Origin of the sequence: Bifidobacterium sp. wkB338, assembly GCF_003688325.1 — a bacterium.
Lineage (GTDB): Bacteria > Actinomycetota > Actinomycetes > Actinomycetales > Bifidobacteriaceae > Bombiscardovia > Bombiscardovia polysaccharolytica.
Genome location: NZ_NPOR01000026.1, coordinates 1 through 24,278, shown reverse-complemented (window position 1 = coordinate 24,278; position 24,278 = coordinate 1). Strand labels below are relative to the sequence as shown.

The 24,278-nt window shown below is 61.3% G+C and carries 20 protein-coding genes, 4 tRNA genes and 1 pseudogene; 20 read left to right on the top strand and 5 right to left on the bottom strand.

Annotation, left to right across the window (positions count from 1 at the left end):
• The first annotated feature begins 373 nt into the window (after positions 1 to 373).
• Positions 374 to 1,027, top strand: coding sequence for a transcriptional regulator (locus CI603_RS05800; RefSeq protein WP_121913395.1), 654 nt, complete (start codon positions 374 to 376; stop codon positions 1,025 to 1,027).
• A gap of 558 nt (positions 1,028 to 1,585) precedes the next feature.
• On the opposite strand, the gene CI603_RS05795 is transcribed toward CI603_RS05800, so the two are convergent.
• The 4 genes from CI603_RS05795 to CI603_RS05780 all read right to left on the bottom strand — a co-directional run bounded on the left by CI603_RS05795 (position 1,586) and on the right by CI603_RS05780 (position 1,955).
• A tRNA-Val gene (locus CI603_RS05795) sits at positions 1,586 to 1,658 on the bottom strand.
• Positions 1,659 to 1,689: 31 nt separating this feature from the next.
• Positions 1,690 to 1,761 (bottom strand) — tRNA-Val (locus CI603_RS05790).
• 23 nt (positions 1,762 to 1,784) lie between these two features.
• Positions 1,785 to 1,855, bottom strand: a tRNA-Cys gene (locus CI603_RS05785).
• 27 nt (positions 1,856 to 1,882) lie between these two features.
• Positions 1,883 to 1,955 (bottom strand) — tRNA-Gly (locus tag CI603_RS05780).
• A 162-nt stretch (positions 1,956 to 2,117) separates the two neighbouring features.
• On the opposite strand from CI603_RS05780, the gene CI603_RS05775 reads away from it, so the two are divergent.
• The 17 genes and pseudogenes from CI603_RS05775 to CI603_RS05695 all read left to right on the top strand — a co-directional run bounded on the left by CI603_RS05775 (position 2,118) and on the right by CI603_RS05695 (position 19,732).
• A complete protein-coding gene (locus CI603_RS05775) occupies positions 2,118 to 2,948 on the top strand; it encodes a PAC2 family protein (RefSeq protein ID WP_024628113.1) in 831 nt (276 codons plus the stop codon).
• A 76-nt stretch (positions 2,949 to 3,024) separates the two neighbouring features.
• A complete protein-coding gene (gene thrS, locus CI603_RS05770) occupies positions 3,025 to 5,070 on the top strand; it encodes a threonine--tRNA ligase (RefSeq protein WP_121913394.1) in 2,046 nt (681 codons plus the stop codon).
• Positions 5,071 to 5,073: 3 nt separating this feature from the next.
• A complete protein-coding gene (gene pgsA / locus CI603_RS05765) occupies positions 5,074 to 5,748 on the top strand; it encodes a phosphatidylinositol phosphate synthase (protein ID WP_121913393.1) in 675 nt (224 codons plus the stop codon).
• A gap of 4 nt (positions 5,749 to 5,752) precedes the next feature.
• Positions 5,753 to 6,763, top strand: coding sequence for a phosphatidylinositol mannoside acyltransferase (locus CI603_RS05760; RefSeq protein WP_121913392.1), 1,011 nt, complete (start codon positions 5,753 to 5,755; stop codon positions 6,761 to 6,763).
• On the top strand, positions 6,738 to 8,024 hold the full coding sequence (locus tag CI603_RS05755; protein WP_121913391.1) for a glycosyltransferase family 4 protein: 1,287 nt from the start codon (positions 6,738 to 6,740) through the stop codon (positions 8,022 to 8,024). Before CI603_RS05760 ends, CI603_RS05755 begins: the two co-directional genes overlap by 26 nt.
• A 61-nt stretch (positions 8,025 to 8,085) precedes the next feature.
• Positions 8,086 to 8,841 carry a YebC/PmpR family DNA-binding transcriptional regulator gene (locus CI603_RS05750; protein ID WP_121913390.1) on the top strand — a complete coding sequence of 252 codons (756 nt, stop codon included), beginning with the start codon at positions 8,086 to 8,088 and terminating at the stop codon, positions 8,839 to 8,841.
• A 4-nt stretch (positions 8,842 to 8,845) separates the two neighbouring features.
• Positions 8,846 to 9,427, top strand: coding sequence for a crossover junction endodeoxyribonuclease RuvC (gene ruvC / locus CI603_RS05745; RefSeq protein WP_045924420.1), 582 nt, complete (start codon positions 8,846 to 8,848; stop codon positions 9,425 to 9,427).
• 42 nt (positions 9,428 to 9,469) lie between these two features.
• The gene (gene ruvA / locus CI603_RS05740; RefSeq protein ID WP_121913389.1) at positions 9,470 to 10,081 is read left to right on the top strand and encodes a Holliday junction branch migration protein RuvA; all 612 of its coding nucleotides are present in this window, start codon (positions 9,470 to 9,472) and stop codon (positions 10,079 to 10,081) included.
• Between the two features lie 3 nt (positions 10,082 to 10,084).
• Complete coding sequence (ruvB, locus tag CI603_RS05735) at positions 10,085 to 11,161, top strand: Holliday junction branch migration DNA helicase RuvB (RefSeq protein ID WP_121913388.1); 1,077 nt, start codon at positions 10,085 to 10,087, stop codon at positions 11,159 to 11,161.
• 66 nt (positions 11,162 to 11,227) lie between these two features.
• A pseudogene (gene yajC, locus CI603_RS09215) lies at positions 11,228 to 11,650 on the top strand (preprotein translocase subunit YajC); the annotation flags it as partial.
• Positions 11,651 to 11,950: 300 nt separating this feature from the next.
• Positions 11,951 to 12,535 (top strand): adenine phosphoribosyltransferase, encoded by a 585-nt coding sequence (locus CI603_RS05725; protein WP_121913386.1) that lies wholly within the window; start codon positions 11,951 to 11,953, stop codon positions 12,533 to 12,535.
• Positions 12,536 to 12,557: 22 nt separating this feature from the next.
• Positions 12,558 to 13,772: an ADP-forming succinate--CoA ligase subunit beta gene (gene sucC, locus CI603_RS05720; protein ID WP_121913385.1), complete on the top strand. Its 1,215-nt coding sequence runs from the start codon at positions 12,558 to 12,560 to the stop codon at positions 13,770 to 13,772.
• Entirely contained in the window at positions 13,769 to 14,692 is a 924-nt protein-coding gene (gene sucD, locus CI603_RS05715) for a succinate--CoA ligase subunit alpha (protein ID WP_121913384.1), read from the top strand. The genes sucC and sucD overlap by 4 nt, the downstream gene beginning before the upstream one ends.
• A complete protein-coding gene (locus tag CI603_RS05710; protein ID WP_121913383.1) occupies positions 14,689 to 16,065 on the top strand; it encodes a DUF6350 family protein in 1,377 nt (458 codons plus the stop codon). Before sucD ends, CI603_RS05710 begins: the two co-directional genes overlap by 4 nt.
• 52 nt (positions 16,066 to 16,117) lie before the next feature.
• Complete coding sequence (gene purH / locus CI603_RS05705) at positions 16,118 to 17,719, top strand: bifunctional phosphoribosylaminoimidazolecarboxamide formyltransferase/IMP cyclohydrolase (protein WP_121913382.1); 1,602 nt, start codon at positions 16,118 to 16,120, stop codon at positions 17,717 to 17,719.
• A 131-nt stretch (positions 17,720 to 17,850) separates the two neighbouring features.
• Entirely contained in the window at positions 17,851 to 19,224 is a 1,374-nt protein-coding gene (locus CI603_RS05700; protein ID WP_121913381.1) for an NAD-dependent succinate-semialdehyde dehydrogenase, read from the top strand.
• Positions 19,225 to 19,384: 160 nt separating this feature from the next.
• Complete coding sequence (locus CI603_RS05695; RefSeq protein ID WP_046323764.1) at positions 19,385 to 19,732, top strand: hypothetical protein; 348 nt, start codon at positions 19,385 to 19,387, stop codon at positions 19,730 to 19,732.
• Positions 19,733 to 19,762: 30 nt separating this feature from the next.
• Here the strand turns inward: CI603_RS05695 and CI603_RS05690 are convergent, their stop codons facing one another.
• Positions 19,763 to 21,031 carry an aquaporin gene (locus CI603_RS05690; protein ID WP_121913380.1) on the bottom strand — a complete coding sequence of 423 codons (1,269 nt, stop codon included), beginning with the start codon at positions 21,029 to 21,031 and terminating at the stop codon, positions 19,763 to 19,765.
• Positions 21,032 to 21,201: 170 nt separating this feature from the next.
• Between CI603_RS05690 and CI603_RS05685 the strand changes: the two genes are divergently transcribed.
• Both CI603_RS05685 and der read left to right on the top strand, forming a co-directional pair.
• On the top strand, positions 21,202 to 21,975 hold the full coding sequence (locus tag CI603_RS05685) for a pseudouridine synthase (RefSeq protein ID WP_121913379.1): 774 nt from the start codon (positions 21,202 to 21,204) through the stop codon (positions 21,973 to 21,975).
• On the top strand, positions 21,972 to 24,080 hold the full coding sequence (gene der, locus CI603_RS05680; RefSeq protein WP_121913378.1) for a bifunctional cytidylate kinase/GTPase Der: 2,109 nt from the start codon (positions 21,972 to 21,974) through the stop codon (positions 24,078 to 24,080). Before CI603_RS05685 ends, der begins: the two co-directional genes overlap by 4 nt.
• Positions 24,081 to 24,278 lie beyond the last annotated feature (198 nt).

Sequence of the window (24,278 nt, the reverse complement as noted above, 5' to 3'; positions counted from 1 at the left end):
CCTCAGCTTCTAAATTACTCAGTTTCCCATGATTACCAGGTTTCCGCTCTCATCCAGACCTGCAGGATTCGTGTAAAGCAGCTCCGCTACAACATCAAGTCCATTACGACTGGCCGGGTTTGCGAAAAGCAAGATTCAGCCGCCTTCTTGCGTTACCATGAAAATTCCTTCGGCACTTCAGCACTCCTGCGGTCTCAATAGGTCGTATGTAGAGGACTGAAGTGCACAAAAGAAGGTCTAATATACGGGATTAGAGGAGGCCGATTGGCTGGTATGGAGGTGATGGACCATATCACGCCATCCAATACCTTTCGCTTCCCGCAGCACCAACCGGTGGTTACAAGCCGCCCTGTTAGGATGTTGAGGATCAGCCATGCATTTCACAGTAGACAACCTTGAAGAGGTATTTCCCCTGGCAGAATTCATAGCCGATTCCTTCGGTCCCATGGCCGAGATTGCGGTGCATGACATCACACGCCCGGAAAATTCCATCGTCTTCATCCGCAACGGCCAGCTCTCTGGACGCTCCCTGGGCGACGCAGTCACAGACCAGACCCGACAACTGGCCATACGGGCCGACCAGGACGGGGCCGACTTCGTCTCCGACTACAGAGGGCGCCGGCTGAACAAGCACGAGTTTCGGGTCTCCTCCTACCTGGTCCGCAACCGGGATCAGACCGTCATTGGTCTGCTCTGCATCAGCATCAACATTACCGAGTTGCAGCAGGCTGCCCATGTGCTGCAGACGCTGTCCTCAATCGACTCCGACGATGTGCAGATCTCCACTGAGACCTCCCGCCGCCACGTGAGCGAGGAGCCCGCGGAGAACATTCGCAGAATCACCAGAGATGAGGTCCGCCAGTTCAACATTCCTATGGACAAGCTGACCAAGCAGGACAGGCTGGAGATCATTCGCAACATCAAGGACCGGGGCATCTTCCTCATCAAAGGCGCGGTGGGCATCGTAGCCCCTGAGCTCAAGATATCAATTCCCACCCTCTACCGGTACCTGCAGGCCCTGAAATAAGGGCTAAAAAGTAAGACCTCCGGCGGCAGGAGAGGGGGGTATATTTCTGTGCCGCCGGAGGAGCTTTACAGCACGGCCGCCGCCATTGGCGACAACCGGAACGTGGCCATACATACAAACCACGCAAGTATTACATAGGTGAAACAGGGAGCCCACAGTTTCCTCAAGCTGGGGTGCATTGCAGATTCAGCCAGGCTAGATACATGCCCTCATTGGCCTAGGCCTTTCTTCATGCTATCACCTCTTCAAGGATGTATCAGGTACTCCCGTTTCTGACAGGTCCCCCGACCTGCTGTTAAGAGCAAATTATCACAAGGTCCCGGACATACTCAACACTCCGTTCGCTATCCGCCACGAAAACCGGCCGACAGCCACTGTAATTAAGCATAAACAGCAAACTTCAGTCATCCTGGTAACAATAATTTATTACTTGCATCTTTGCCGGGGGAATGACTGGTGAGGGATCATCGAGCATTCAGAAAGTTCGCAAAATGACAATCGCTGACTGAGAACTATCCGTAGATGGAAGATAGGGGAGGGGTAAGGAGAAAATCCAGGTGGGCGATGCAGGAATCGAACCTGCGACCCCTTCGGTGTGAACGAAGTGCGCTAGCCGCTGCGCCAATCGCCCGGATTGGAAAAGACCACCGAAGTGATCCTCGTGGGCGATACTGGATTCGAACCAGTGACCCCTTCCGTGTCAGGGAAGTGCGCTACCTCTGCGCCAACCGCCCGGGTCATTCTCGTTTCGAGAGAGAGGTGGGTACGAGAGTCGAACTCGTCTATACGGCTTTGCAGGCCGCTGCCTAACCGCTTGGCTAACCCACCGTATTGGTTAAACTGCTCGAAACCTCGAGCGGGCAACGGGACTCGGACCCGCGGTCTCGACCTTGGCAAGGTCGCGCTTTACCAACTAAGCTATGCCCGCACATTCAACTTTCACCGTGGTGGTGACTGCCGAAGCACGTTGCACTACTGTAGCGTAGACCTCCGCACTTGGCAAAAAGCGCGTGTCGCCGCGTCATAGAGCCACCCTCCGCTGACGGCAAAGCCGCGAAGTACAGGGCTTCCTACCGGTAGGGTGAGAGGTATGAGTGAAGAAGCCAGGCAGCACTGCACCATGGTGGCCGCCTTCGATGGCTGGAACGATGCGTGCTCAGCCTCGACCAACGTCATCCGCCACCTGTTGAACGTCTATGAGTCCCATGAAATCGGCAGCATTCCGGGCGATGGGTTCTACGACTATCAGATGTCACGGCCCATGCTCTGCCACGTGCAGGGTCGGCGGCGAATTATCTGGCCCTCTACCAAGATCTACCGGGTGCAGATTGATGATACCCACACGCTTCTGCTGGAGATGGGCCCGGAGCCCAACTATCACTGGAGCGACTTCTGCAGGCGCAGCATCCACTGGGCCGAAGACGATGAGGCGGAGGCCATCATCACACTGGGCGCCATGTTCGCCGACTGCCCCCACACCAGACCTCTGCCCATCGATGACCTGGCTGGCGACCAGCCCAAAACCGACACAGACGGTCACTCTGGCCCCATAGGCATCCCCACCGTCCTGGATGCCCTGGCTACCCAGGACGGCTACAGCACCGAGTCCATCTGGGTCTCCGTGCCCCAGTACCTGGGCAGTGACGAGTGCGCCCAAGGCACACTACAGCTGCTGCAAAGGCTTTCGGCCATGCTTGGCGTCCACCTGGACGAGGGGGAGCTGCCCCGCAAGGCCGCCGAGTGGAAGGCCCAGGCCGGGATGTTGCTGCGTTGCAACGACGACTTGGCCAACTACGTCCACCGTCTGGAGATGGATGTCGACCAGGCCCAGGTGGACGAGCCGGCCGCCGAAGAGCTGGTCCGAGAAGCCGAGGATTATCTGCGCTCCATGGGCAACAAAGGCCCCTCCTTGTCTGAGTGACGACCTAGGCTATGGCACGATAACCATGTCCAGCCTGCACCCTGTAACGCGGGCTCCGATAGCAAGGACGGCATTCATGACACAGTCGAGCATCTCCATCATTATCAAGGGCGAACGGAAGGAGGTGGCGGCGGATCAGACTGGCGTCCAGCTTTTTGCTGACGACAAGGACATCATCGCCGTCAACCTCAACGGGCAGCCACGTGACCTCTACACACCCCTGCACGAGGGCGACAAGGTCGAGCCCATCACCTTGGAGAGCGACCAGGGACTGGCCATCATGCGGCACTCGGCCACCCACGTCATGGCTCAGGCCGTCCAGGAAATTCGCCCGGACGCCAAGCTGGGCATCGGCCCGGCCATCAAGGATGGCTTCTATTACGACTTCGACGTGGACAAACCCTTCACCCCCGACGACCTCAAGCAGATCGAACAGCGGATGAAGCGGATCATCAAGTCCTCCCAGAGCTTCCGACGTCGCGTAGTCACCGAGGAGGAGGCTCGCAAGGAGGAGGCCGACCAGCCCTACAAGTTGGAGCTGATAGGTGCCAAGGAGGCCGAGATCAACAGCGAGGAGGCCACTGAGGTTGCCACCAGCGGCGAGCTGACCATGTACGACAACCTGGATCGCGAAGGCAACACGGTCTGGAAGGACCTCTGCCGGGGCCCCCACCTGCCCAACACCCGCTACATCCGCTGCTTCAAGCTCATGCGCACGGCAGCCGCATACTGGCGCGGGGACGAGAAGAACCCCATGCTCCAGCGCATCTACGGCACTGCCTGGGCCAACAAGGACGACATGAAGGCCTACACCGCCCGTCTGGAGGAGGCCGCCCGCCGCGACCACCGCAAGCTTGGCGCCGAGATGGACCTCTTCTCCTTCCCTGACGAGATCGGGCCCGGACTGCCCGTCTTCCACCCCAAGGGCGCGGCCGTCATCAACGCCATGGAGGACTACTCCCGTGAGATGCACAGGCGCAACGGTTACTCCTTCGTACAGACCCCGCACATCACCAAGGGCCACCTCTACGAGATATCGGGCCATCTGCAATGGTACAAGGACGGCATGTACCCACCCATGCACCTTGACGAAGAGAAGGATGCCGACGGCAAGGTCACCCGCCAGGGCTTCGACTACTACCTGAAGCCCATGAACTGCCCCATGCACAACCTGATCTTCAAGTCCCGCCAGCGCTCCTACAAGGAACTGCCCCTGCGGCTGTTCGAATTCGGCACCGTCTACCGCTACGAGAAGTCCGGCGAGGTCCACGGCCTGACCCGTGTGCGTGGCCTGACCCAGGATGACTCCCACATCTACTGCACCCGGGACCAGATGAGGGGCGAGCTAACCAACCTGCTCCAGTTCGTGCTCAAGGTGCTCAAGGACTTCGGCCTCAACGACTTCTACCTGGAGCTGTCCACCAAGGATCCCAACAAGTTCGTCGGCTCCGACGAGGTCTGGGAGGAGGCTACCAACACCTTGGCCGAGGTTGCCAAGGACTCAGGGTTGGAACTGGTTGACGACCCCGAAGGCGCCGCCTTCTACGGCCCCAAGATCTCCGTTCAGGCACGCGATGCCATTGGGCGCACCTGGCAGGTCTCCACCATCCAACTGGACTTCAACCTGCCCGAGCGCTTCCAGCTGGAATATATCGCCGCCGACGGTTCCCACCAGCGGCCGGTCATGATTCACCGGGCACTCTTCGGTTCCATCGAGCGCTTCTTCGCCATCTTGCTTGAGCACTACGCCGGTGCCTTCCCGGCCTGGCTGGCCCCGGTCCAGGTGCAGGCCGTGCCCGTGGCCGACGAGTTCGCTCCCCACCTGGAGCACCTGCTGGACCAGCTGCGCGACGACATGGTCCGCTGCGAGATCGACCGCTCCGACGATCGCTTCGGCAAGAAGATCCGCAACGCAGCCAAGTCCAAGGCCCCCTTCATCCTGATTGCCGGCGAGGAGGATGTCTCCAAGAACGCGGTCTCCTTCCGCTTCCGCGACGGCAGCCAGCTCAACGGAGTGCCCGTGGAGCAGGCCCGCGCCTGGATCAACGAGGCCATCAAGGTCCGCGCACAGATCAACTCGGCAGACGACTTCCGAGCGAACACCTCCTGCAGTCAGGACTGACCAATGTTCGAGCATCTACGGCGCCCTTGGAAACGCATCATCGCCCCCATCGCCCGCGGCCTGGTTCGTCTGGGCGTGAGCGCCAACGGTGTCACGATCATCGGAGCCGTAGGCACCACACTGGTCGCCATCTTGACCGGGCTCACCGGCTGGCTCCTGCCCGGTGCCATCGTCCTGGCAATCCTGGTGGCCTTCGACTCCCTGGATGGTTCCGTGGCCGCGCTGACCGGCGGGGGCACTCAATTCGGAGGCTTTCTGGACTCCACCCTTGACCGGATAGCCGACTGGGCCGTCCTGACCGGTGTCATCATCTACTTGCGCCGCCACGAACTGGCCTGGGTGGCTGATGGCAACCACCCAGGCCCCGACTTCTGGGCCCAGGTCGGCATGGCTGCTGCGCTCTTCGCTATCATGACGTCCTTCGTGACCTCCTACGCCCGGGCACGGGCAGAGGCGGAGGGCTTCGAAGCCAAGAACGGCATCGCCACCAGATCGGACCGGCTGGTCATCATCCTGGTGGGCATGGCGCTGACGGGGGCCGGACTGCCCTTGGCCGTGCTCAGCTGCTTCCTGGTCCTGCTGGCCCTGCTGGGCATCGTCACCGTCTGGCAGCGGATCAGCCACGTCGCCAAGGATATGAGCCGCAACCCGCAGCCTGCCAACCCCAACCACGAGTGAGCCCATGCCGGACCGACTGCTCATCTTTCTGGCGCAGCATGCGCGTCTGGTGCCCGAGAGGTTGCTGCGCGGCCTCTTCCTGGCAGCAGCCGACTTCTGCTGGTTGTTTCGGATAGGCGGCGTCAGGCAGCTGGAGCGCAACCTGGGCCATGTCATGCCGGAGGTCGACCATCCCAGTCTGCGTCGCACCTCGCGTCAGGGCATGCGCTCCTACTTCGTCTACTTCGTCGAGGCCCTGACCGTGGGGGCCCGCACCAAGGAGCAGCTGTTGGCACGTATACACGGTGGCGGAAGCGCCTACCCGGATCCGGCCAAGACAGATATCGGCCTGCGCTCCCTGCCCATCGGCATGGGCCACCAGGGCAACTGGGACTACGCGGGGTTCTGGGCCTGCTCCACGGTCGGGCAGGTCACCACGGTGGCAGAACGGCTGCGGGACCAAGGCATGCTCAACACCTTTGCAGACATCCGTCGCCGCCTGGGCATGAACATCCTGCTGACCGGCGAGCCAGACATCACCGGTCGTCTGACAACCCTGCTGCGTAAGCCTGACCAGGTGGTGCCCCTGCTGGCCGACCGCGACCTGAGCCGCCGAGGCGTCTTCGTCAAGGCCTTCGACTCCTGGATTCGCGTGGCCGCAGGTCCTGCCGTCATCGCACTGGATGCCCGTCTGCCCCTCTATACCGTGAACATGCACAGGGAAAAGCTGACGGGGGAGCGTCGCCGACAGGCCAAGGCCCCCTACGGCTATGTCTGCCAGGTGGACGGGCCCATCGCCATCGAATCCTACCTGGACATGCCCCGGGAGCAGGCCATCAACGATCTGACCCAGGCCTGGGTGGACCAGTGGGCCCAGGGTATTCGCGAGCATCCCGAGGACTGGCACATGCTCCAACCGATTTTCCTTGAGGATCTGGATCTTTCCCGGATGCACGACCTGCCGGATTTCATCCTGGCCCATGCATCCAAAAACAAGGGAGGTAACAGGCATGAAGGCACCCGAGCAAAGGCCTGAGCAGGAGCCGGAACGTGCCGCCATCAAGGCGCCTCTGCGGGTGGGGATCATCTCGCCCTACTCCTTCGAGACCCCAGGAGGCGTCCAACTGCACATCCGCGACTTCGCCAGGCATCTTATGGACCGCGGCCACCAGGTGCAGGTTCTGGCGCCGGGCCGGCGCACCAAGGACATGCCCCTCTGGGTACAGACCACCGGCTCCTCTTTCTCCATTCCCTACAACGGATCCGTGGCCAACCTGAGCTACTTTGGTGTAGCCGGCCACAAGACCAGACAGTGGGTCAGGCAGGGCCACTTCGACATTCTGCATCTGCATGAGCCCGAGGTGCCCTCCCTGAGCCACAAGCCCCTGCGGCCCGGTTTCATTCCCTGCCCCTATGTGGCCACCTTCCATGCGGCCTTCGATTCGACCCCGCTGGCCCTGAGGCTGACCAGGCGCTACCTGCGCCGATACCTGGCCAATATCAGCCAAGCTATCTTCGTCAGCCCCTCAGCCATGCAGAACGCCCGGAATCTGCTGGAGCCGGGCATCCCCAGCCAGATCATTCCCAACGGCATCGAAACGAGAGCTCTGCGCAATGCCAGGCCGCGTCCAGAATGGCAGGGGAGCGACCGGCAGCCCACTATCGGCTTCCTGGGAAGGATGAAGGAAGAGCGCAAGGGGTTCAGAATCTTGGCCCAGGCCGCACCTGCGATTCTTCAGCGTGTGCCCGGAGTCCGCTTCCTTTGTGCAGGTGACGGCCAGGCGGATGCCAGGAAAGTACTTGAGGCTGTTGATCCCGGACTGGCCCAGCACTTCACCTTCCTGGGTCGGATCAGTGACGAGGACAAAGCCTCCTTCTACCACAGCCTGAATATGTATGTAGCCCCGCAGACAGGGGGAGAAAGCTTCGGCATCGTGCTGGTCGAGGCCATGGCGGCAGGCTGCCCGGTGGTGGCCTCGGACCTGCCAGCATTCAAGGATGTCTCACAGAACGGCCACAGCGCGCGTCTGTTCGCCACCGGAGACCCCCAGGACTGCGCCCGGGTGGTCCTTGAACTGCTGGACGACCGACCCACACGTCTGGGTTTGGCTTCGTGCGGAATGGGTCGGGCCAGCGACTACGACTGGGAGCGGGTCACCGACCAGATTCTGGACGTCTATGCCCGGGCCCTGGCAGCTCGGCCTGATCATCGCCGTGGTTTGCTGGGCAGACTGGTAGGCCGGAAGGTTGGTTCTCTTTACGATGAAGCCCCCACGGAGGGGCCTGAAAACCCGTAAAATTGTCAAAGAGCGGAACTAGAATTCCATTCGTTTACGCATTCGTACCGTCAGGAGACATATGTCAGGGCATTCGAAGTGGGCGACCACCAAGCACAAGAAAGCAGCCATCGACGCCAAGCGTGGCAAGCTCTTCGCCAAGCTGATCAAGAACATCGAGATCGCTGCCCGCACCGGCGGCGGTGACCCCGACGGTAACCCCACCCTTTACGACGCCATCGTCAAGGCCAAGAAGTCCGCCGTGCCCGCAGACAACATCACCAGGGCCGTCAAGCGCGGCTCGGGCGAGGAGGCCGGAGCGGCCAACTACGAGAGCATCGTCTACGAGGGCTACGCTCCCGCCGGCGTGGGCATAATCATCGAGTGCCTGACCGACAACCGCAACCGTGCGGCCGCCGAGGTCCGTTCCACCCTGACCAAGGGCGGCGGCTCCCTGGCCCAAAACGGGTCGGTCAGCTTCAACTTCGAGCGCAAGGGCCAGATCATCGTCCCCTCGGAGGGCCTGGACTACGATACAGTCTTCGAGAAGGCCGCCGAGGCAGGTGCTGAGGATGTGCAGGACAACGGCGAGAGCTACACCGTGCTGACTGCCCCCGGCGATATGGTCACCGTCCGTAAGGCCCTGCAGGATGCCGGTATGGACTACGACTCCGCCGACTTGGTCCTCAACCCCAAGAGCGAGGTCACCCTGGACCTGGACTCCGCCCGCAAGGTCTCAAAGCTGATCGACAACCTGGACGATCTGGACGACGTGCAGGATATCTACAGCAACTGGACTGCGCCCGACGAGGTCATGGCCCAGTTGGACGACGAGTGACCGTATGATCGTTCTCGGCGTCGACCCGGGGCTCACCCGATGCGGTGTTGGCGTCATTGAAGCCGGTGCATCGCGCCGGCTTTCCTTTGTTCATGTGGACGTCGTGCGCTCAGACCCCGAACAGAGCCAGGACCTGCGTCTGCTGGCCATTTACCAGGGGCTGACGGCCGCCTTGGACCGTTTCAGTCCCGACGTGGTATCAATCGAGCGAGTCTTTGCCCAGTCCAATCACAACACCGTGCTGGGAACCGCTCAGGCGGCAGGGCTAGCCATGCTGGGTGCTGCGCAGCGGGGGATTCCCGTGGCCCTGCACACACCCACCGAGGCCAAGATGGCCGTAACCGGAAACGGCCAGGCTGACAAGATCCAGGTGCAACGGATGGTGGCCCGCATCCTGGGGCTCAATCAGCTGCCCAAGCCTGCCGATGCCGCAGATGCTCTGGCCCAGGCCATCTGCCATGCCCTAAGGCCTGCCGGGGCCATCCAAGGCGGGGAACGCGAGGAGCATCTGACCCAGGCCCAGCGTCAGTGGGCCCAGGCCTCTGCCAAGTACGGCAAGCACCGGGGAGTCCAGCGAGACATGTAAGCTGATTCGAACAGACGTTCGATTCTATCGAGGGGTGATCAAGTGCTGGCAATGCTGACCGGGCGGGTGGCCGCCATCGAAACGGGCTCGGCGGTCATTGATGTTTCGGGAGTGGGTTTCGAGGTGCGCATGCCTCAGTCAGATCTAGCCTCCATGCGGGCCGAGTCCACGGTCACCGTCTACACCGCTCTGTCCCTGACCCAGGACGCGCTGACCCTTTACGGATTCCTCAGCCGCACCTCCAAATCCCTCTTCGCCCAGTTGCAGAAAGTCAGCGGCATCGGACCTCGCGTGGCCCTGTCCATTCTTGCCACCCTGAACTCAGACCAACTGGCCAAAGCCGTGGCTGACGGCGATGCTGCGGCCCTGTCCCGGGCGCCAGGCCTAGGCAAGAAGGGTGCTCAGAAGATCATCCTCGAACTTTCCGGAAAGCTTGATTTGGATGCCGGCACGGGCAGACAGGGGCCAGCTCAGACCGACGATGGCGCCTACCAGGTGGTTGAGGGACTGATCTCCCTAGGATGGCTACAACGTGATGCCGAGCAGGCTGTTGAGCAGACATGCCGCGATGGAGGCTACACCCTGCCCCTGCAGTCTGCCGACATTCCCAAGGTGCTCAAGCAGGCCCTGACCCGGCTGGACAGGGGGCGCTGATCCATGGCTGACAAGCAGAAGTCTACGGGGTATATAGATACCCAGAATGGTGATGCGCAAGAGGAATCCCTGCGGATGGTCTCGGCCAGGCCCATCGAAGGCGAGCCGGTCAGCGACGAGGAGCTGCGTCCGGAAACCCTGGACGGGTTCATCGGACAGCCCCGGCTCAAGGCCCAGTTGAGCCTCTTTTTGAAGGCTGCCAAAAAGAGGGATGTGGCTCCGGATCATATTCTGCTCGCAGGCCCCCCGGGCCTGGGCAAGACCACCCTGGCCATGATCGTTGCCCATGAGCTGGAGGTTCCCATTCGTGTCACCTCGGGGCCAGCTGTTCAGCATGCCGGCGACCTGGCCTCCATCCTGAGCTCTCTGGAAGCCGGTGAGGTGCTCTTCATAGACGAGATCCACCGTCTGCCTAGGGCCGCCGAAGAGCTACTCTACATCGCCATGGAAGACTTCCGGGTGGATGTCATGGTGGGCAAGGGCCCCGGAGCCTCCTCCATTCCGCTGACCCTGCCCAGATTCACGGTCATCGGAGCCACCACTCGTGAGGGCATGCTGCCCTCGCCGCTGCGAGCCCGTTTCGGCTTCACCGCCCACCTGGACTTCTACCCGGAGGAGGAGCTGGAGAAGTTGGTCGAGCGATCAGCCAAGGTGCTAGGCATTGTCCTGCAGGATGACGCCGCCCATCAGCTGGCCCTGCGCTCCCGTGGCACGCCCAGGATCGCCAACCGCCTCCTGCGCCGTGTGCGTGACTGGGCCATAGTCCACGATCTTGACCGGGTCGGGCCTGATGATGTCAAGCAGGCCCTGGCCCTCTACCAGATCGATTCCGAGGGGCTGGACCGTCTGGATTTGGCCGTCCTAAAGGCCATCGTCAACAGTTTCGACGGTGGTCCCGTGGGCCTGAACAACCTGGCCGCTATGGTGGGCGAGGAGGCCGAGACAGTCGAAACGGTCTGTGAGCCCTACCTGGTGCGCGAGGGCTTCTTGGTACGTACACCAAAAGGGCGTGTGGCCACTTCTAAGGCCTGGGAGCACCTGGGCCGCAAACCGCCCGAGGATGTCATGAAGCTGTTCTAAACTGGGGTTTTCGCAGCAATGCATATCGCCGTTTGATAACCGCCGAAACAAGGAGTGGAAACAACCATGGGATCCATGATTTTCATGATCGTCATCATCGCCCTGATGATCGCCATGATGTGGGGAAGCTCCCGCAAGAGCAAGCAGCAGCAGGCTGCCGTCCAGGACTTCCGTCAGTCCCTGCAGCCCGGTGACGAGGTAGCCACCACCACCGGTCTTCTGGGCAAGGTCGTCTCAGTTGACCTGGAGAAGGAGCAGGTAGTCATCGACTCCGAAGGTTCGCAGTCCCGTTGGCGCATCCAGGCCATCACCAGGCCACCAATCGTCCCCGCCTACGTTCACGACGACGAGGTTGACGAAAACGGCAACCCCCTGCCCGAGCAGGTTGAGGGCCAGTCTGAGGATGCGGATGCCCCAGTCGAGGTCACCGCCGCTGAAGACGATGACAAGGCCGATGATGAAGAAAGCACCGCTGACGATACTGCCACAAAGAACTTTACAGCCCCAGAGGGCAAGGATGAGGCCGGATCCAAGTCGAATACCGAGCGGGAACCGGAGAACAAATCAGACAAGGCAGAGACTGCAGAGAAGTCCGACGACGCGGACGAATCGGATTCGTCCAAGGATTCTGACGAATCCAAAGAATCCGAGACTTCGGATTCGACTTCCGCCAAGTCGTGAGCATTATACGCCCGCCACACCTTCCGTCAGGTTGACTCTGAGCGGAAACGCGGCGCGCGTATGATGGCCCCGTCAACCACTTCCAAGGAGCAAGGCAGAAAGAAGATCATGGCTCAATCGGACGATATCAAGGTTGGAGAACTTAAGCAGGTGGGCGATGACGACGCCGCTTATCTGATCTCATTGATCCGTACCATTCCGGACTTTCCCAAGAGGGGGATCCTTTTCAGGGACTTTATTCCGGCCATGTCGGATCCCAGGGGATTGGCCATCATCCTCGATGCCATGAAGCGCACCCTCCCCGTGAAGCCAGAGGACTTCGATCTGGTAGCCGGCCTTGAAGCACGCGGCTTTCTGATTGGTCCCCAGCTGGCCAGCGATCTAGGCAAGGGCTTCTTGCCCATGCGCAAGGCCGGCAAGCTCCCCGAGCCGACCTACAGCCAGGAATACGCCCTTGAATATGGCAACGCCCGCATTGAAATTGAGCAAGGTTGCCTGCAACCAGGCCAGCGAGTTCTGATAGTTGATGACCTGATTGCTACCGGCGGTTCCGCCCAGGCAGCTGCACGTCTAGTGGAGCAGGCTGGCGGTCAGGTTGCTGGTTTCAGCTTCGTCATGGAGCTCAACGGGTTGGATGGCCGCAAGGCTCTGGGCGCCTACCCAGTCACCTGCCTGATGAACATGCCCGCCTGAGCACGATTGGGGGATCAGCACCATGGATTTGTATGAATATCAGGCCAGGCAGCTGCTCGCTGAGCATGGGATTTCCCAGCCAAGGGCTGTCTATGCCTCAACCGCTGAAGAGGCCGGGCAGGCAGCCGACGTTATCGGGTACCCCTGCATGATCAAGGGCCAGGCCACCATCGGTCACCGGGGACAAGCTGGAGCAGTCAAGCGAGCCGAAAATCACCAGCAGGCTGTGGCACTGGCCGAGGCCATCCTTCCCATGAACATCGACGGCCATCCAGTCAGCGGGATCCTGGTCACCGAAGCCCGCAATATCTTGCACGAGTACTACCTGTCCATCTCAGTGGACCGCACCTCCCGGGACTACGATGTCCTGGCCACGGCCAGCGGCGGCACCGAGGTGGAGACCATCGCCCGTGAGCACCCCGAATCGGTCCGGCGCCTGCACATTGGACCACTGGAGGATTTCGACAGGCAGGCCGCCCGCACCATGGCCGAGCGCATCGGCTTCTACCACGCAGATCTGGAGCAAGCCACACAGATACTTTTAGGCATGTGGCACACCTTCCAGGACAGCGACGCGACCCTGGTCGAGATCAACCCCTTGGCCAAGGTGGGCGACCCGGACGACGAGGCCACCAAGCATCTGGACGCCCTCGATGCCAAGATCTCGCTGGACGGGAACGCAGCCTTCCGACACGACGGTTGGAAACGCTTCACGGACCCTGCACAGGTGGATCCCTTGGAAGCCAAGGCCAAGGCCGCAGGCCTGCACTACGTCCATCTTGACGGCCAGGTGGGTGTCATCGGCAACGGTGCAGGACTGGTCATGAGCTCCTTGGATGCGGTCGCCGGGTCTGGACGCCGACAGGGTGTTCCTATTGGACCGGCTAACTTCTTGGACATCGGCGGCGGCGCCTCTCCAGAGGTCATGCGCACCAGCTTGGACGTGGTCCTCTCCGACCCCCAGGTTCGTTCGGTCATGGTCAACGTTTATGGAGGTATCACCTCTTGCCAGCAGGTAGCCCAGGGCATCCTGGCAGCCATGGATGCTGCAGGCAAGCAAGACCAAAACGGCGACCAGCCCATTGTGGTCCGCTTCGACGGCAATGAGGCTGCAGAGGGACTGGACCTGCTGGCTAAGGCCCAGCAACCTCGGCTCAAGGTGGCCCGCACCATGGAGGAGGCGGCAGACCAGGCCGTGGCCCTGGCCGCTCAGGCAGGAAAGGAGACGGGACGATGACCCTCTTCATCGAGGACGGCGCCCCCGTTATGGTCCAGGGCATGACCGGTCACCAGGGCATGGTTCACACGGCCCGCATGATGGCTGCCGGCACCAACATCTTGGCCGGAGTCAATGCCCGCAAGGCCGGAATGACGGTGGATTTCGACGGTCCGAATGGTCAGGCCCATCATGTGCCCGTATACGCCGATTGTGCAACAGCGTGCAAGGCGACTGGAGCCCGTACCTCGGTGGTATTCGTCCCGCCCAGATTCGCCAAGGATGCCATAGTCGAGGCCATCGAGGCCGGCATTACCCTAATCGTGGTAATCACCGAAGGCATTCCTGTGGCCGATACCGCATACTGCGTGGCCCTGGCCAGGGAACGCGGTTGCCGCATCGTCGGTCCCAACTGCCCAGGACTGATGACCATGTCTGGCCGGCCCAACGGCGTCGGTGTAGACCTGGGCATCATCCCGCAGGGCATAGCCGGTCGAGGCCCGCTTGGCCTGGTTTCCAAATCCGGTACCCTGACCTATCAGCTCATGGGGGAGTTGTCCTCTATAGGCTTCACCGCCTGCCTGGGTATTGGTGGCGACCCCATCGTGGGAACCACCATGCTAGAGGCTCTGCAAGCCTTCAACCGAGATCCTGAGACCAAGGCCTGTGTCATGATTGGCGAAATCGGCGGCTCGGCCGAACAGGAGGCAGCCCAGTGGGCCTCCACCCACATGACCAAGCCCATCGTGGCTTACATCGCTGGCTTTACCGCCCCGGAGGGCAAACAGATGGGCCACGCCGGAGCCATCATCTCGGGCGGCAAGGGCACAGCCGCTGACAAGAAGGAAGTGCTAGAGTCCGTCGGCATCAAGGTGGGCACCACACCCGGCGAGACTGCCCGGCTGGCCCGCGATCTGCTACGGGAGCATGCCATCATATGACCGACAGGGTGAAAGTATGGCTCCGGGGGGCCCTAGAGGCCTTCCTAGCCATACTTATCTACACCGTCGCCCTCGGTGCATGCATGGCCCTGCTCCTGCTCATCATTTCCATCGAGGAGGGCGGGCCATCCCTGTCAATGGCCACCGTGGCCCTGACAGAAACGATCACTCTGCTCACCCAGGGCTGCGGGTTCACAGCCGGAGCCCTGACCCTAACCATCATCCCCCTGCTGCTGACTGGCCTGCTGATATGGGTGATCCGTACTCTGGTCGGCCGCATAGGCATGTCTGTAGGTGGTTGCATTGCCGGCTTGGTTGTCTGGATGCTGTGCAGCCTCATCCTCATGCAGGGTAGCCAGACCATTCAGGTCGACACCACCACGGTTATTCTTCTGCGCACCAGCCTGGTCTTTCTGCTGGGTTACGGCTGGGCTTGGGTTCGCTCTGAACCTTTCCGTCAGGCTTTTGCCAAACTCATCAAAGAAACTCTGCCAGTCCAGGTCCGCATGACCATCCGGCTTGGACTTACGGCCGGTGCGATACTCTTGGCAGTCATGCTGGTTGCCGGTATGATCGCCGTGGTTGTCTGGATCGCCCTCTATCACGGAGATGTGGGCCGCCTGTTTAAACTGACGCGTATGGGCACTGCCTCGGCTGTGATGACAAGTCTGGCGTCCCTGGCCTGGCTGCCCAACCTGATCATCTGGGCTGTCTCCTGGCTCTTCGGAAACGGTTTCAACATTGGCAGGCTGGCCACCTTCACCCTTTGGTCGGGCCACGCCTCCAGTCTGCCCTCGCTGCCCCTCTTTGGACTTTTCCCAGAGCCCGTTTCCCGGCAGGAGGTTCGTCTGATCCTGCTCAACCTACCTCTGCTGGCAGGAGTTGTTGCCGGCATTCTGTTGCTGACCGGTCCTTGGGGGGTCAGAATTCATGCCGCCGTGCGTCAAGCAGGGCTAAAATCCCGAGATACTGCAGTCTGCTTCCTTATCGCAACCCTGGCAATGGCCCTGACCTGGCTGGTCACCCTGCTCGGTCTTGCTCTGCTTTTCCAACTCTCCAACGGGGCTCTGGGCCGCCAGCGACTGGCTGGGGTGGGCGTGCCCATTGCCTCCTCGCTACGCATGATCGGAACCTCCCTGGGGGTTGGTCTGCTGGGAGTATGGCTGCTGCCCCTCATCCTCGCCGCCCTGGTCATCATCAAGGACGCCCTGATCGACTATCTGCGCCAGGCAGACCATAAAAAAACTTCCGCCAAGGCGGGAAACAAGGAAAAACAAAACCAATCACGCGGTCAGGAGGGAAAGGAGCCCAAAGCAACCGACCGAGCAGACACACCACGACAGGTCTCGTCCACCCGCAGACCAGGCAAATAGATCCGAGGGTGGCGGGGCGCCTCGGCATTCAAGCATAGGAGTAGGAGTTTCCATGGTCACCACGAATCGAACCATCAACCGAGCACTGGTCTCGGTCTACCACAAGCAGGGACTTGAGGCCCTGGCATCGGCCTTCCGCCAGGCAGGCACCGAGGTCATCTCCACCGGCAGCACCGCAAAGAAGCTGCAGGATCTGGGTGTCCAGGTCACCCCGGTGGAAAAGGTCACCGGCTTTCCTGAAAGCTTTGACGGCCGGGTCAAAACCTTGGATCCGCACATCCACGCCGGTCTGCTGGCCGACATGACCAACCCCGACCATGTCCAGCAGCTCAAAGACTTGGGCATCGCCCCCTTCGACCTGGTAGTGGTCAACCTCTACCCCTTCGAGCAGACCGTCCTTGATGGTGCAAATGCTGACCAGTGCTTGGAGCGCATCGACATCGGAGGCCCTGCCATGATCCGGGCCGCAGCCAAGAACCATGCCAGCGTGGCTGTGATCACCGACCCGGACGACTATGCTCTGGCCGCCGAGCGCATTGCTTCAGGCACCGGTTTCAGCCTGGCTGAACGCGCACGCTTGGCTGCAAAAGCCTTCGCCCTGACCGCCTCCTATGATGCGGCCATCGCCGAGTGGACAGCACACACATGGGTTGACGACAAGCAGGACAAGGTAGAGGATCAGAGACCAACCCAGACGTTGACTCGCACCTGGCGTCTAGCAAGTCAGCTACGCTACGGGGAGAACCCTCACCAGCAGGCCGCCCTCTATCTGGATCCGTTGGACCGGGACGGCTTCGCTGCGGCAGAGCACCTGGGCGGGGCCAAGGAAATGAGCTACAACAATTATGTAGATGCGGATTCCGCCTGGCGCTCGGTCTGGGACTTCCCCGACCTGCCCGCAGTGGCCGTAGTCAAGCACTCCAACCCCTGCGGTCTTGCCGTGGGTGAGGACATCGCCCAGGCCCACCGCCGCGCCCACGCCTGTGACCCCATGAGCGCCTATGGCGGGGTCATTGCCGCCAACCGCACAGTCACCCTGGCCATGGCCCAGCAGATCAAGCCGGTCTTCACCGAGGTGATTGTTGCACCAGGCTATGAGCCCGAGGCCCTTGACCTGCTGCGGACTAAGAAGAACCTGCGCATCCTGTCTGTACAACGCCGCCCGCGTCAGCGCCCGGTCATCCGTCCCATCGACGGGGGAGCACTAGTCCAGACGCCCGACCTGATTGACGCCCCTGGCGACAATCCCTCCACCTGGCGTCTGGTCTCCGGCAACCCCGCCGACCAGGCGACCATGGATGATTTGACCTTCGCCTGGCGCGCCATCCGCTCCGTAAAGTCCAACGCCGTGCTCCTGGCCAACCAAGGAGCGACTGTGGGCATCGGCATGGGCCAAGTCAACAGGGTGGACTCCAGCCACCTAGCAGTCGAGCGGGCCAATACGCTGGATGAAGGCCGTAACCGGGCCAAGGGCTCGGTGGCCGCTTCCGATGCCTTCTTCCCCTTCGCCGATGGTCTGGAGTACCTGATCCAGGCCGGCATCAGGGCCGTGGTACAGCCGGGAGGATCCATCCGTGATCCCGAGGTGATCAAGGCCGCCCAGAATGCCGATCTGACCATGTATCTGACCGGAACCCGCCACTTCTTCCACTGATAAAACCGGACCCCGCGGTCAAATGTCGCCCTACGACAAAATCCTTGACCGCGGGGTCCAATACGGTGCTATGCTGAATGAACTGAGCAGCGATGATGCTGACTAGGTACTCATAATTCAAAGGAGATATTGTGACCTATCAGACAGTCAATCCTTTTAACAATCAACTGGTCAAGACCTATCCAGATGCCACCGACGAGGACCTGGAGAATGCCCTGGCCCGCGGCCATGACCTCTACAAGACCTGGCGCAAGCAAGAAGGCCCCGGAGACCGTCCCACACAACTGCGTCAGGTCGCCAAACTCTTCCGCCAGAACGAGGACACCCTGGCTGCCAACCTGACCCTGGACATGGGCAAGCTGGTGGGCGAAGCCCGCGCCGAGGTGGAGTTGTGCGCAGACATCGCCGACTACTTCGCCGACCACGCCGAGGAGCTGCTGGCTCCCGTCCCCCTGGACAACCCCGCTGGCAAGGCCTACTACGTCAAGCAGGCCACCGGCATCGTGTTCATGGTCGAGCCTTGGAACTTCCCCTACTACCAGATCATGCGCGTGTTCGCCCCCAACTTCATTCTGGGCAACCCCATGATCCTCAAGCACGCCTCCAACGTGCCAGGCTCGGCTGTGGCCTTCGAGCAGACCGTAAGAGAAGCAGGAGCCCCCGAGGGCAGCCTGACCAACCTCTTCGTCAACTATGACCAGGTGGACCGTGCCATCGCCGATCCCCGCGTCTCTGGCGTGGCCCTGACCGGGTCGGAGCGCGGCGGCGCCTCCGTGGCCAAGTCGGCCGGAGCCAACCTGAAGAAGTCCTCCATGGAGCTGGGCGGCAACGACGTCTTCATCGTCCTGGATGACGCTGACTGGGATCTGCTCAAGAAGGTGGCCCCAAGTGCCAGGCTGATGAACGCCGGCCAGGTCTGCACCTCCTCCAAGCGCTTCATCGTCACGGAGAACCGTTACGACGACTTCGTCTCGCTAATCGTCGACGCTTTCTCGCACGCGGTTCTGGGCGATCCCAGCAACCCCGAAACCACGCTGGCACCCATGTGCATGGTCTCCGCCCGCGACAACCTGGCCAAGCAGGTCGAAAGCGCTGTGGCAGGTGGAGCCAAGGTCGCCTACGGCAACAAACCCTACGATTCGCCGGGGGCCTTCTTCACCCCGACGGTTCTGACGGACATCGACCACAACAACCCTGTATACAACCAGGAGATGTTCGGCCCTGTGGCCTCCATTTACAAGGTGGCCAACGAGGATGAGGCCATTGAACTGGCCAACGACTCCAGCTACGGCCTGGGCGGTGTGGTCTTCTCCTCGGATACTGACCATGCGGATGCTCTCGCACGTCGCATCGAGACCGGCATGACCTTCATCAACGGCGGATGGGTGACCATGCCTGAGCTGCCCTTCGGCGGCATCAAGAACTCTGGCTACGGCCGCGAGCTCTACAGCCTGGGCTTCGACACCTTCGCCAACGAGCATCTGATTTTCCAGCACAAGAACTGATTCGACTGCTCCGGCTTCTTGTTGAAACAGCGACCGTGTCGTCATCGTCCAAGAGCGATGGCGGCACGGTCGCTTTGCGTCAGCGGCGCTGGTAGGCTCGAACCGGCAGATCAAGTGCAGCAACAAATGGAGGTCGTCGGGAATGCGCAAACTGGGGAGCATGGCAGACGCAGATAAGGCCGAGAACCCGGATCTCAAGCCCCCGCAGCCGTCCAAGTCATCTGGTCGAGGCCATCCCTTCGTCTCGGAGGCTCAGGAGGGTCGTCCTATCTGTGAGGGCATCATCTTTCTGGTGGTGCTGATTGCCGCGCTCGTGGCCTTCCTCGGATACACCTGGGCCGCAACTGGACTAGTGTCCGTCGCGGCCCTGGTTTGTGGCGCTCTGCGTCTGACTCTCAAGGATCGCAGCCCTTGGAAGGTTCGATCAGTACCCTTCGATGCCTTCATTAGCATCGCCCTGGGCATCGGCCTTCTGGTCACCTACTTCAGCATTCAGCTGTTGCTGTGACCCCTTTCAGGCTTTTCGGTCCTCGGTGGTTCAGTTTTCAGTGGGCTTGCCTTTGGATGCCTCGTCACCGTCTTCTGTTTTGGATGCAGTGCGAAGGGGCTCTACCTGAAGATCGGGAATGGTTCCTGCATCGGCAGGGGCAACATCATCCTGGCCACCCTCAGCATTCTTGCCTGAATTGGCGTCATGGCCAGCATCGACATCGGAAAGAGCCGATACATCAACAGTCTGAGCCGTGGTGTCTGCAGGAGCGTTTTGAACCGGTGCAGGAGATGCCTGGGTCGATTGATCCTGAGCCTGGACACCCGCGGCAGCAAAGGCATCAACCTGTACTTCAGTGCCCGCCTGAGTCTGGACACCGGTCGCAGCAAAGGCATCAGGTTGTGTTTGTGCTTGAGCATCTGCGCCCGCCTGTGCAAATGGCTGGGCATCAGTAGCGGTGCCCATGGCGCGCATGGCCATATTGTCGGTGATGATGTTGGTCATGATGATGACCAACGCCACCAGAGAGGCAGCCAGCAGGGGGCAGATCCAGAAGAGCCAGAGCTGCGAGATCGGGCTGACGGCCATGTGCTTGGACTGGGCGAAGATGGCGATGCCAGTAGACCGAGCCGGGTTCAGCCCCGAACAGGTGATGGGGTAGGTGACCAGCACGCCGACGCCGTAGGCCAGCCCAGTATAGAGGGCATGGTTACGACGTGCGCGGCCGTCGGAGCGCAAGGTGGTGATGGCCGCAGCCACCACGATTATGCATCCGATCAGCTCAGCCACGATGGCCATGGGCGCCCCGAAGGCGATGTGTTGCTGGCCCAGGGTGGCTGCAGCAGGCGAACCGCCGGAAAAACCGTTGACAGAGAACATGAGCCAGGTCCTGTCCGGCACGGACTTGCTGACCGGAATAAGGGCGACGGCGATCGCACCGGCGCCAATAGCGCCAATCACCTGGGCGACGATGTAGATTAGACCGTCCACCATGCCGATTTGCGAGGTGAACATGGCGGCGACGGTGACGGCAGGGTTGAAGTGTCCACCGGAGACGCCGCCCAGCATGGCCGTCACGGCCAGGTAGGTCAGAGCGGTTCCCAGGACCGGCAGCACCACGCTTGGCTGGCCCATGACCAGCTGGCCGAAGCTGTAGGACAGGTAGATGACCGCGCAGATCAAGAAGGTGCCCACCAGCTCGGCGGCCGCACGAATCCAACGAACATCACGGGGCCTGATCCGCCTGCGGACGGGCTTTGCGGCAACCTGCCCGTCGGCCTGTTCGAGGACCGGCTCAGCACTTGCTTCCATAGTCATGTTCCCCACCTTGCAATCCCTTCGACAACAATGAACAACAACAGTTTCTAGCTTAGGGCAAGCCAACAACACTTCCCTAGGCTCCGATATAGTATGATATGACCTTTCGGCGGCTGCGGTCGCTCAGAACGGTATCCGTTACATATCTATCAGGCCACGTTGGGAGAACGATGCCACATCCATACACACAGGCGATCAGAGCGCACGAACAGCGGGAGGGGGGCATCCGCCTCCAGAAGGTGCTGGCCCAGGCCGGATTCGGCTCTCGTCGCAAATGCGAACAGATCATCACCCAGGGCAGGGTCGAGGTCGACGGCGAGCTGGTCACCACCTTGGGCAGCCGGGTGGACCCCTCCCGCCAGCAGATCCGCGTGGATGGATCCCGCATCCACCTGAACGACAAGCACGTCACCCTGGCCTTGAACAAACCCCGCAAGGTCCTTTCGACCATGGACGATCCCAAGGGCCGGTTCACCTTGCGCGACATCATCGGGGACCGCTACGAGCGGGTCTTCCACATGGGCAGGCTGGACTATGACTCCGAGGGCCTGATCCTCATGACCGACGACGGGGAGCTGGCTCAGCACGTCATGCACCCGCGTTACGAGGTGGAGAAGACCTATATCGCTACACTCAGCGGCCACATTGGCGGCAACGTCTGCCGGCGACTGGTTACCCAGGGAGTTGAGCTGGACGACGGACTAATCCGCTTGGACCATTGCGCCATCATCGACCACAACCGCGAGCACACCATCGTCAAGGTGGTCCTGCACTCGGGCAAAAACCGGATAGTCCGGCGCATCTTCGGTGCCATCGGCTACCCGGTGACCCGGCTGGTGCGCACCCAGATCGGACCCATCCGACTGGGCGAGATCCGCCCGGGCTCCTACCGGGTGCTCTCCGCTACCGAGATCAAGGCCTTGGATAAGGAGGTCGGACTGTGATCACCGTCGCCATCGATGGCCCGGCAGGCGTAGGCAAGTCCTCCACCTCGCGGGCTCTGGCCAAGCATTTCGGCCTGGCCTACCTGGATACGGGCGCCATGTACCGGGCCGTCACCCTATGGTGCATGGACCGCGGACTGGACCTGGACGTGGACCAGCCTGACCAGGAGGCGATCACCGAGGCCGTGGCGGATTCCATCACTGGCGGCCACCTGGTCATGGGGCTCGACCCCGAACATCCCAGAGTCAGCCTGGACGACCGCGATGTGGATGAAGAGATACGCTCAACCGAGGTATCCGAACACGTCTCCATGGTCTCTTCGATTCCAGCTGTGCGACATGTCCTCATCGCCGCTCAGCAGGCCATTATGGCCGACCAGGAGCGGGGTGTGGTGGCCGAAGGGCGAGACATCACCACAGTGGTGGCCCCGGACGCCCAGGTCCGTGTGCTGCTGACAGCCCGTGAAGAGGTCCGCCAGGCCCGTCGCAGCGGCCAGGCTCAGGCCGGATCAGCCGGCGCCGAGGATCTAGCTGCCCGAGATGCCCGGGATTCCAAGGTCACCTCCTTCATGAGCGCCGCCGACGGGGTTACTACTGTAGACAACTCCGATCTGACCTTCGAACAAACCCTGCAGGTCCTGATTGATCTGGTCTCCTCGGCCATGGAGGAGGACTCCTATGACGAGTACGCTCGCAACCTTGACGACTACGAACTGGATGAAGAAGACCGTGCCCTGCTGGAGGGCGGCTCTGAAAACCAGAATGACCAGGACCAAGGCCCTAAGGCCGTAGGCGTTCTGGCTGTGGTGGGAAGGCCCAACGTGGGCAAGTCCACCCTGGTTAACAGGATTCTTGGCCGTCGTGCCGCTGTGGTCGAAGACACCCCTGGCGTGACCCGGGACCGTGTCAGCTACGAAGCCGAGTGGGCAGGCACCCAATTCAAGCTGGTAGATACTGGCGGCTGGGAGAGCGATGTGGAGGGCATCGAATCCGCCATCGCATCCCAGGCGCAGGTAGCCGTATCACTGGCTGATGCCGTCATTCTGGTCGTGGATGGCCAGGTGGGGCTGACCGCCAGCGACGAACGGATCGTCACCATGCTGCGGGCCGCGGGCAAGCCGGTCGTCCTGGCCGTCAACAAGCTGGATGACCGGATGGCCGACTACACCGCATCCGAATTCTGGAAGCTGGGTCTGGGCGAACCCTATGCCATCTCCGCCATGCACGGCCGGGGGATAGGCGACCTGCTGGATGCGGCGCTGGAACAGCTCAGCAAGGCCGAAAAGACCTCGGGATTCCTCACCCCGGAGGGTCTGCGCCGGGTGGCCCTGGTCGGACGACCCAACGTGGGCAAGTCCTCCTTGCTCAACCAGCTGGCTCACGAGGAGCGGGCCGTCGTTCACGATGTGGCGGGCACCACCCGCGATCCGGTCGACGAGGTGGTACAGGTGGACGGCGAGGACTGGCTTTTCATCGACACCGCCGGCATCAAGCGCCGCCTGCACAAGATTTCGGGTGCCGAGTACTACTCCAGCCTGCGCACGCAGGCGGCCATCGAACGTTCTGAACTGGCGCTCATCCTCTTCGACGCCTCCCAGCCCATAGCCGACCAAGACTTGAAGGTCATGAGCCAGGCCGTGGACGCTGGTCGGGCCATCGTCCTGGTCTTCAACAAGTGGGATCTGCTGGACGACTTCGGCCGGCAACGTCTTGAGCGGCTCTGGCAGACCGAGTTCGACCGGGTCACCTGGGCCGAGCGGGTCAACCTGTCTGCGAAGACCGGCTGGCACACCAACCGGCTGGCCAGGGCCATGCGGACCGCTCTGGAATCGTGGGACAAGCGCATACCGACAGGCAAGCTCAACTCCTTCCTAGGCAAGGTTCAGGCTGCACACCCGCATCCTCTGCGGGGCGGCAAGCAGCCGAGGATACTCTTCGCCACCCAGGCCTCCACCAGACCGCCGCGTTTCGTGATCTTCGCAACCGGCTTCCTGGAGCATGGCTATCGCCGCTATCTGGAACGCTGCCTACGCGAGGAGTTCGGCTTCGAGGGCACTCCCATCCAGATCTCCGTGCATATCCGCGAGAAAAAGAAGCGCAAATAAGGATGGTAGAAGGTCCCTAGCCCGGCTCTTAAGTCAGCCTAGGGACCTTTTCATACCCCTGCAGATCGGCGCAGCACATCGACATCTCACTCCAATAGCCTCGCAATGCAAACTTGGCTGACAGTATTTGTGTCTGTCCCCCAATTCGGGTTTTATTGATTAACCTTTGGGTCACTTAAACAAGATCTCTTGACTATT

What these genes read in the sequence shown, in the direction of transcription:
- CI603_RS05800 (WP_121913395.1), top strand. Translation starts at nt 374, where the DNA reads ATGCATTTCACAGTAGACAACCTTGAAGAGGTATTTCCCCTGGCAGAA.
- CI603_RS05775 (WP_024628113.1), top strand. Translation starts at nt 2,118, where the DNA reads ATGAGTGAAGAAGCCAGGCAGCACTGCACCATGGTGGCCGCCTTCGAT.
- thrS (WP_121913394.1), top strand. Translation starts at nt 3,025, where the DNA reads ATGACACAGTCGAGCATCTCCATCATTATCAAGGGCGAACGGAAGGAG.
- pgsA (WP_121913393.1), top strand. Translation starts at nt 5,074, where the DNA reads ATGTTCGAGCATCTACGGCGCCCTTGGAAACGCATCATCGCCCCCATC.
- CI603_RS05760 (WP_121913392.1), top strand. Translation starts at nt 5,753, where the DNA reads ATGCCGGACCGACTGCTCATCTTTCTGGCGCAGCATGCGCGTCTGGTG.
- CI603_RS05755 (WP_121913391.1), top strand. Translation starts at nt 6,738, where the DNA reads ATGAAGGCACCCGAGCAAAGGCCTGAGCAGGAGCCGGAACGTGCCGCC.
- CI603_RS05750 (WP_121913390.1), top strand. Translation starts at nt 8,086, where the DNA reads ATGTCAGGGCATTCGAAGTGGGCGACCACCAAGCACAAGAAAGCAGCC.
- ruvC (WP_045924420.1), top strand. Translation starts at nt 8,846, where the DNA reads ATGATCGTTCTCGGCGTCGACCCGGGGCTCACCCGATGCGGTGTTGGC.
- ruvB (WP_121913388.1), top strand. Translation starts at nt 10,085, where the DNA reads ATGGCTGACAAGCAGAAGTCTACGGGGTATATAGATACCCAGAATGGT.
- CI603_RS05725 (WP_121913386.1), top strand. Translation starts at nt 11,951, where the DNA reads ATGGCTCAATCGGACGATATCAAGGTTGGAGAACTTAAGCAGGTGGGC.
- sucC (WP_121913385.1), top strand. Translation starts at nt 12,558, where the DNA reads ATGGATTTGTATGAATATCAGGCCAGGCAGCTGCTCGCTGAGCATGGG.
- sucD (WP_121913384.1), top strand. Translation starts at nt 13,769, where the DNA reads ATGACCCTCTTCATCGAGGACGGCGCCCCCGTTATGGTCCAGGGCATG.
- CI603_RS05710 (WP_121913383.1), top strand. Translation starts at nt 14,689, where the DNA reads ATGACCGACAGGGTGAAAGTATGGCTCCGGGGGGCCCTAGAGGCCTTC.
- purH (WP_121913382.1), top strand. Translation starts at nt 16,118, where the DNA reads ATGGTCACCACGAATCGAACCATCAACCGAGCACTGGTCTCGGTCTAC.
- CI603_RS05695 (WP_046323764.1), top strand. Translation starts at nt 19,385, where the DNA reads ATGGCAGACGCAGATAAGGCCGAGAACCCGGATCTCAAGCCCCCGCAG.
- CI603_RS05690 (WP_121913380.1), bottom strand. Translation starts at nt 21,031, where the DNA reads ATGACTATGGAAGCAAGTGCTGAGCCGGTCCTCGAACAGGCCGACGGG.
- CI603_RS05685 (WP_121913379.1), top strand. Translation starts at nt 21,202, where the DNA reads ATGCCACATCCATACACACAGGCGATCAGAGCGCACGAACAGCGGGAG.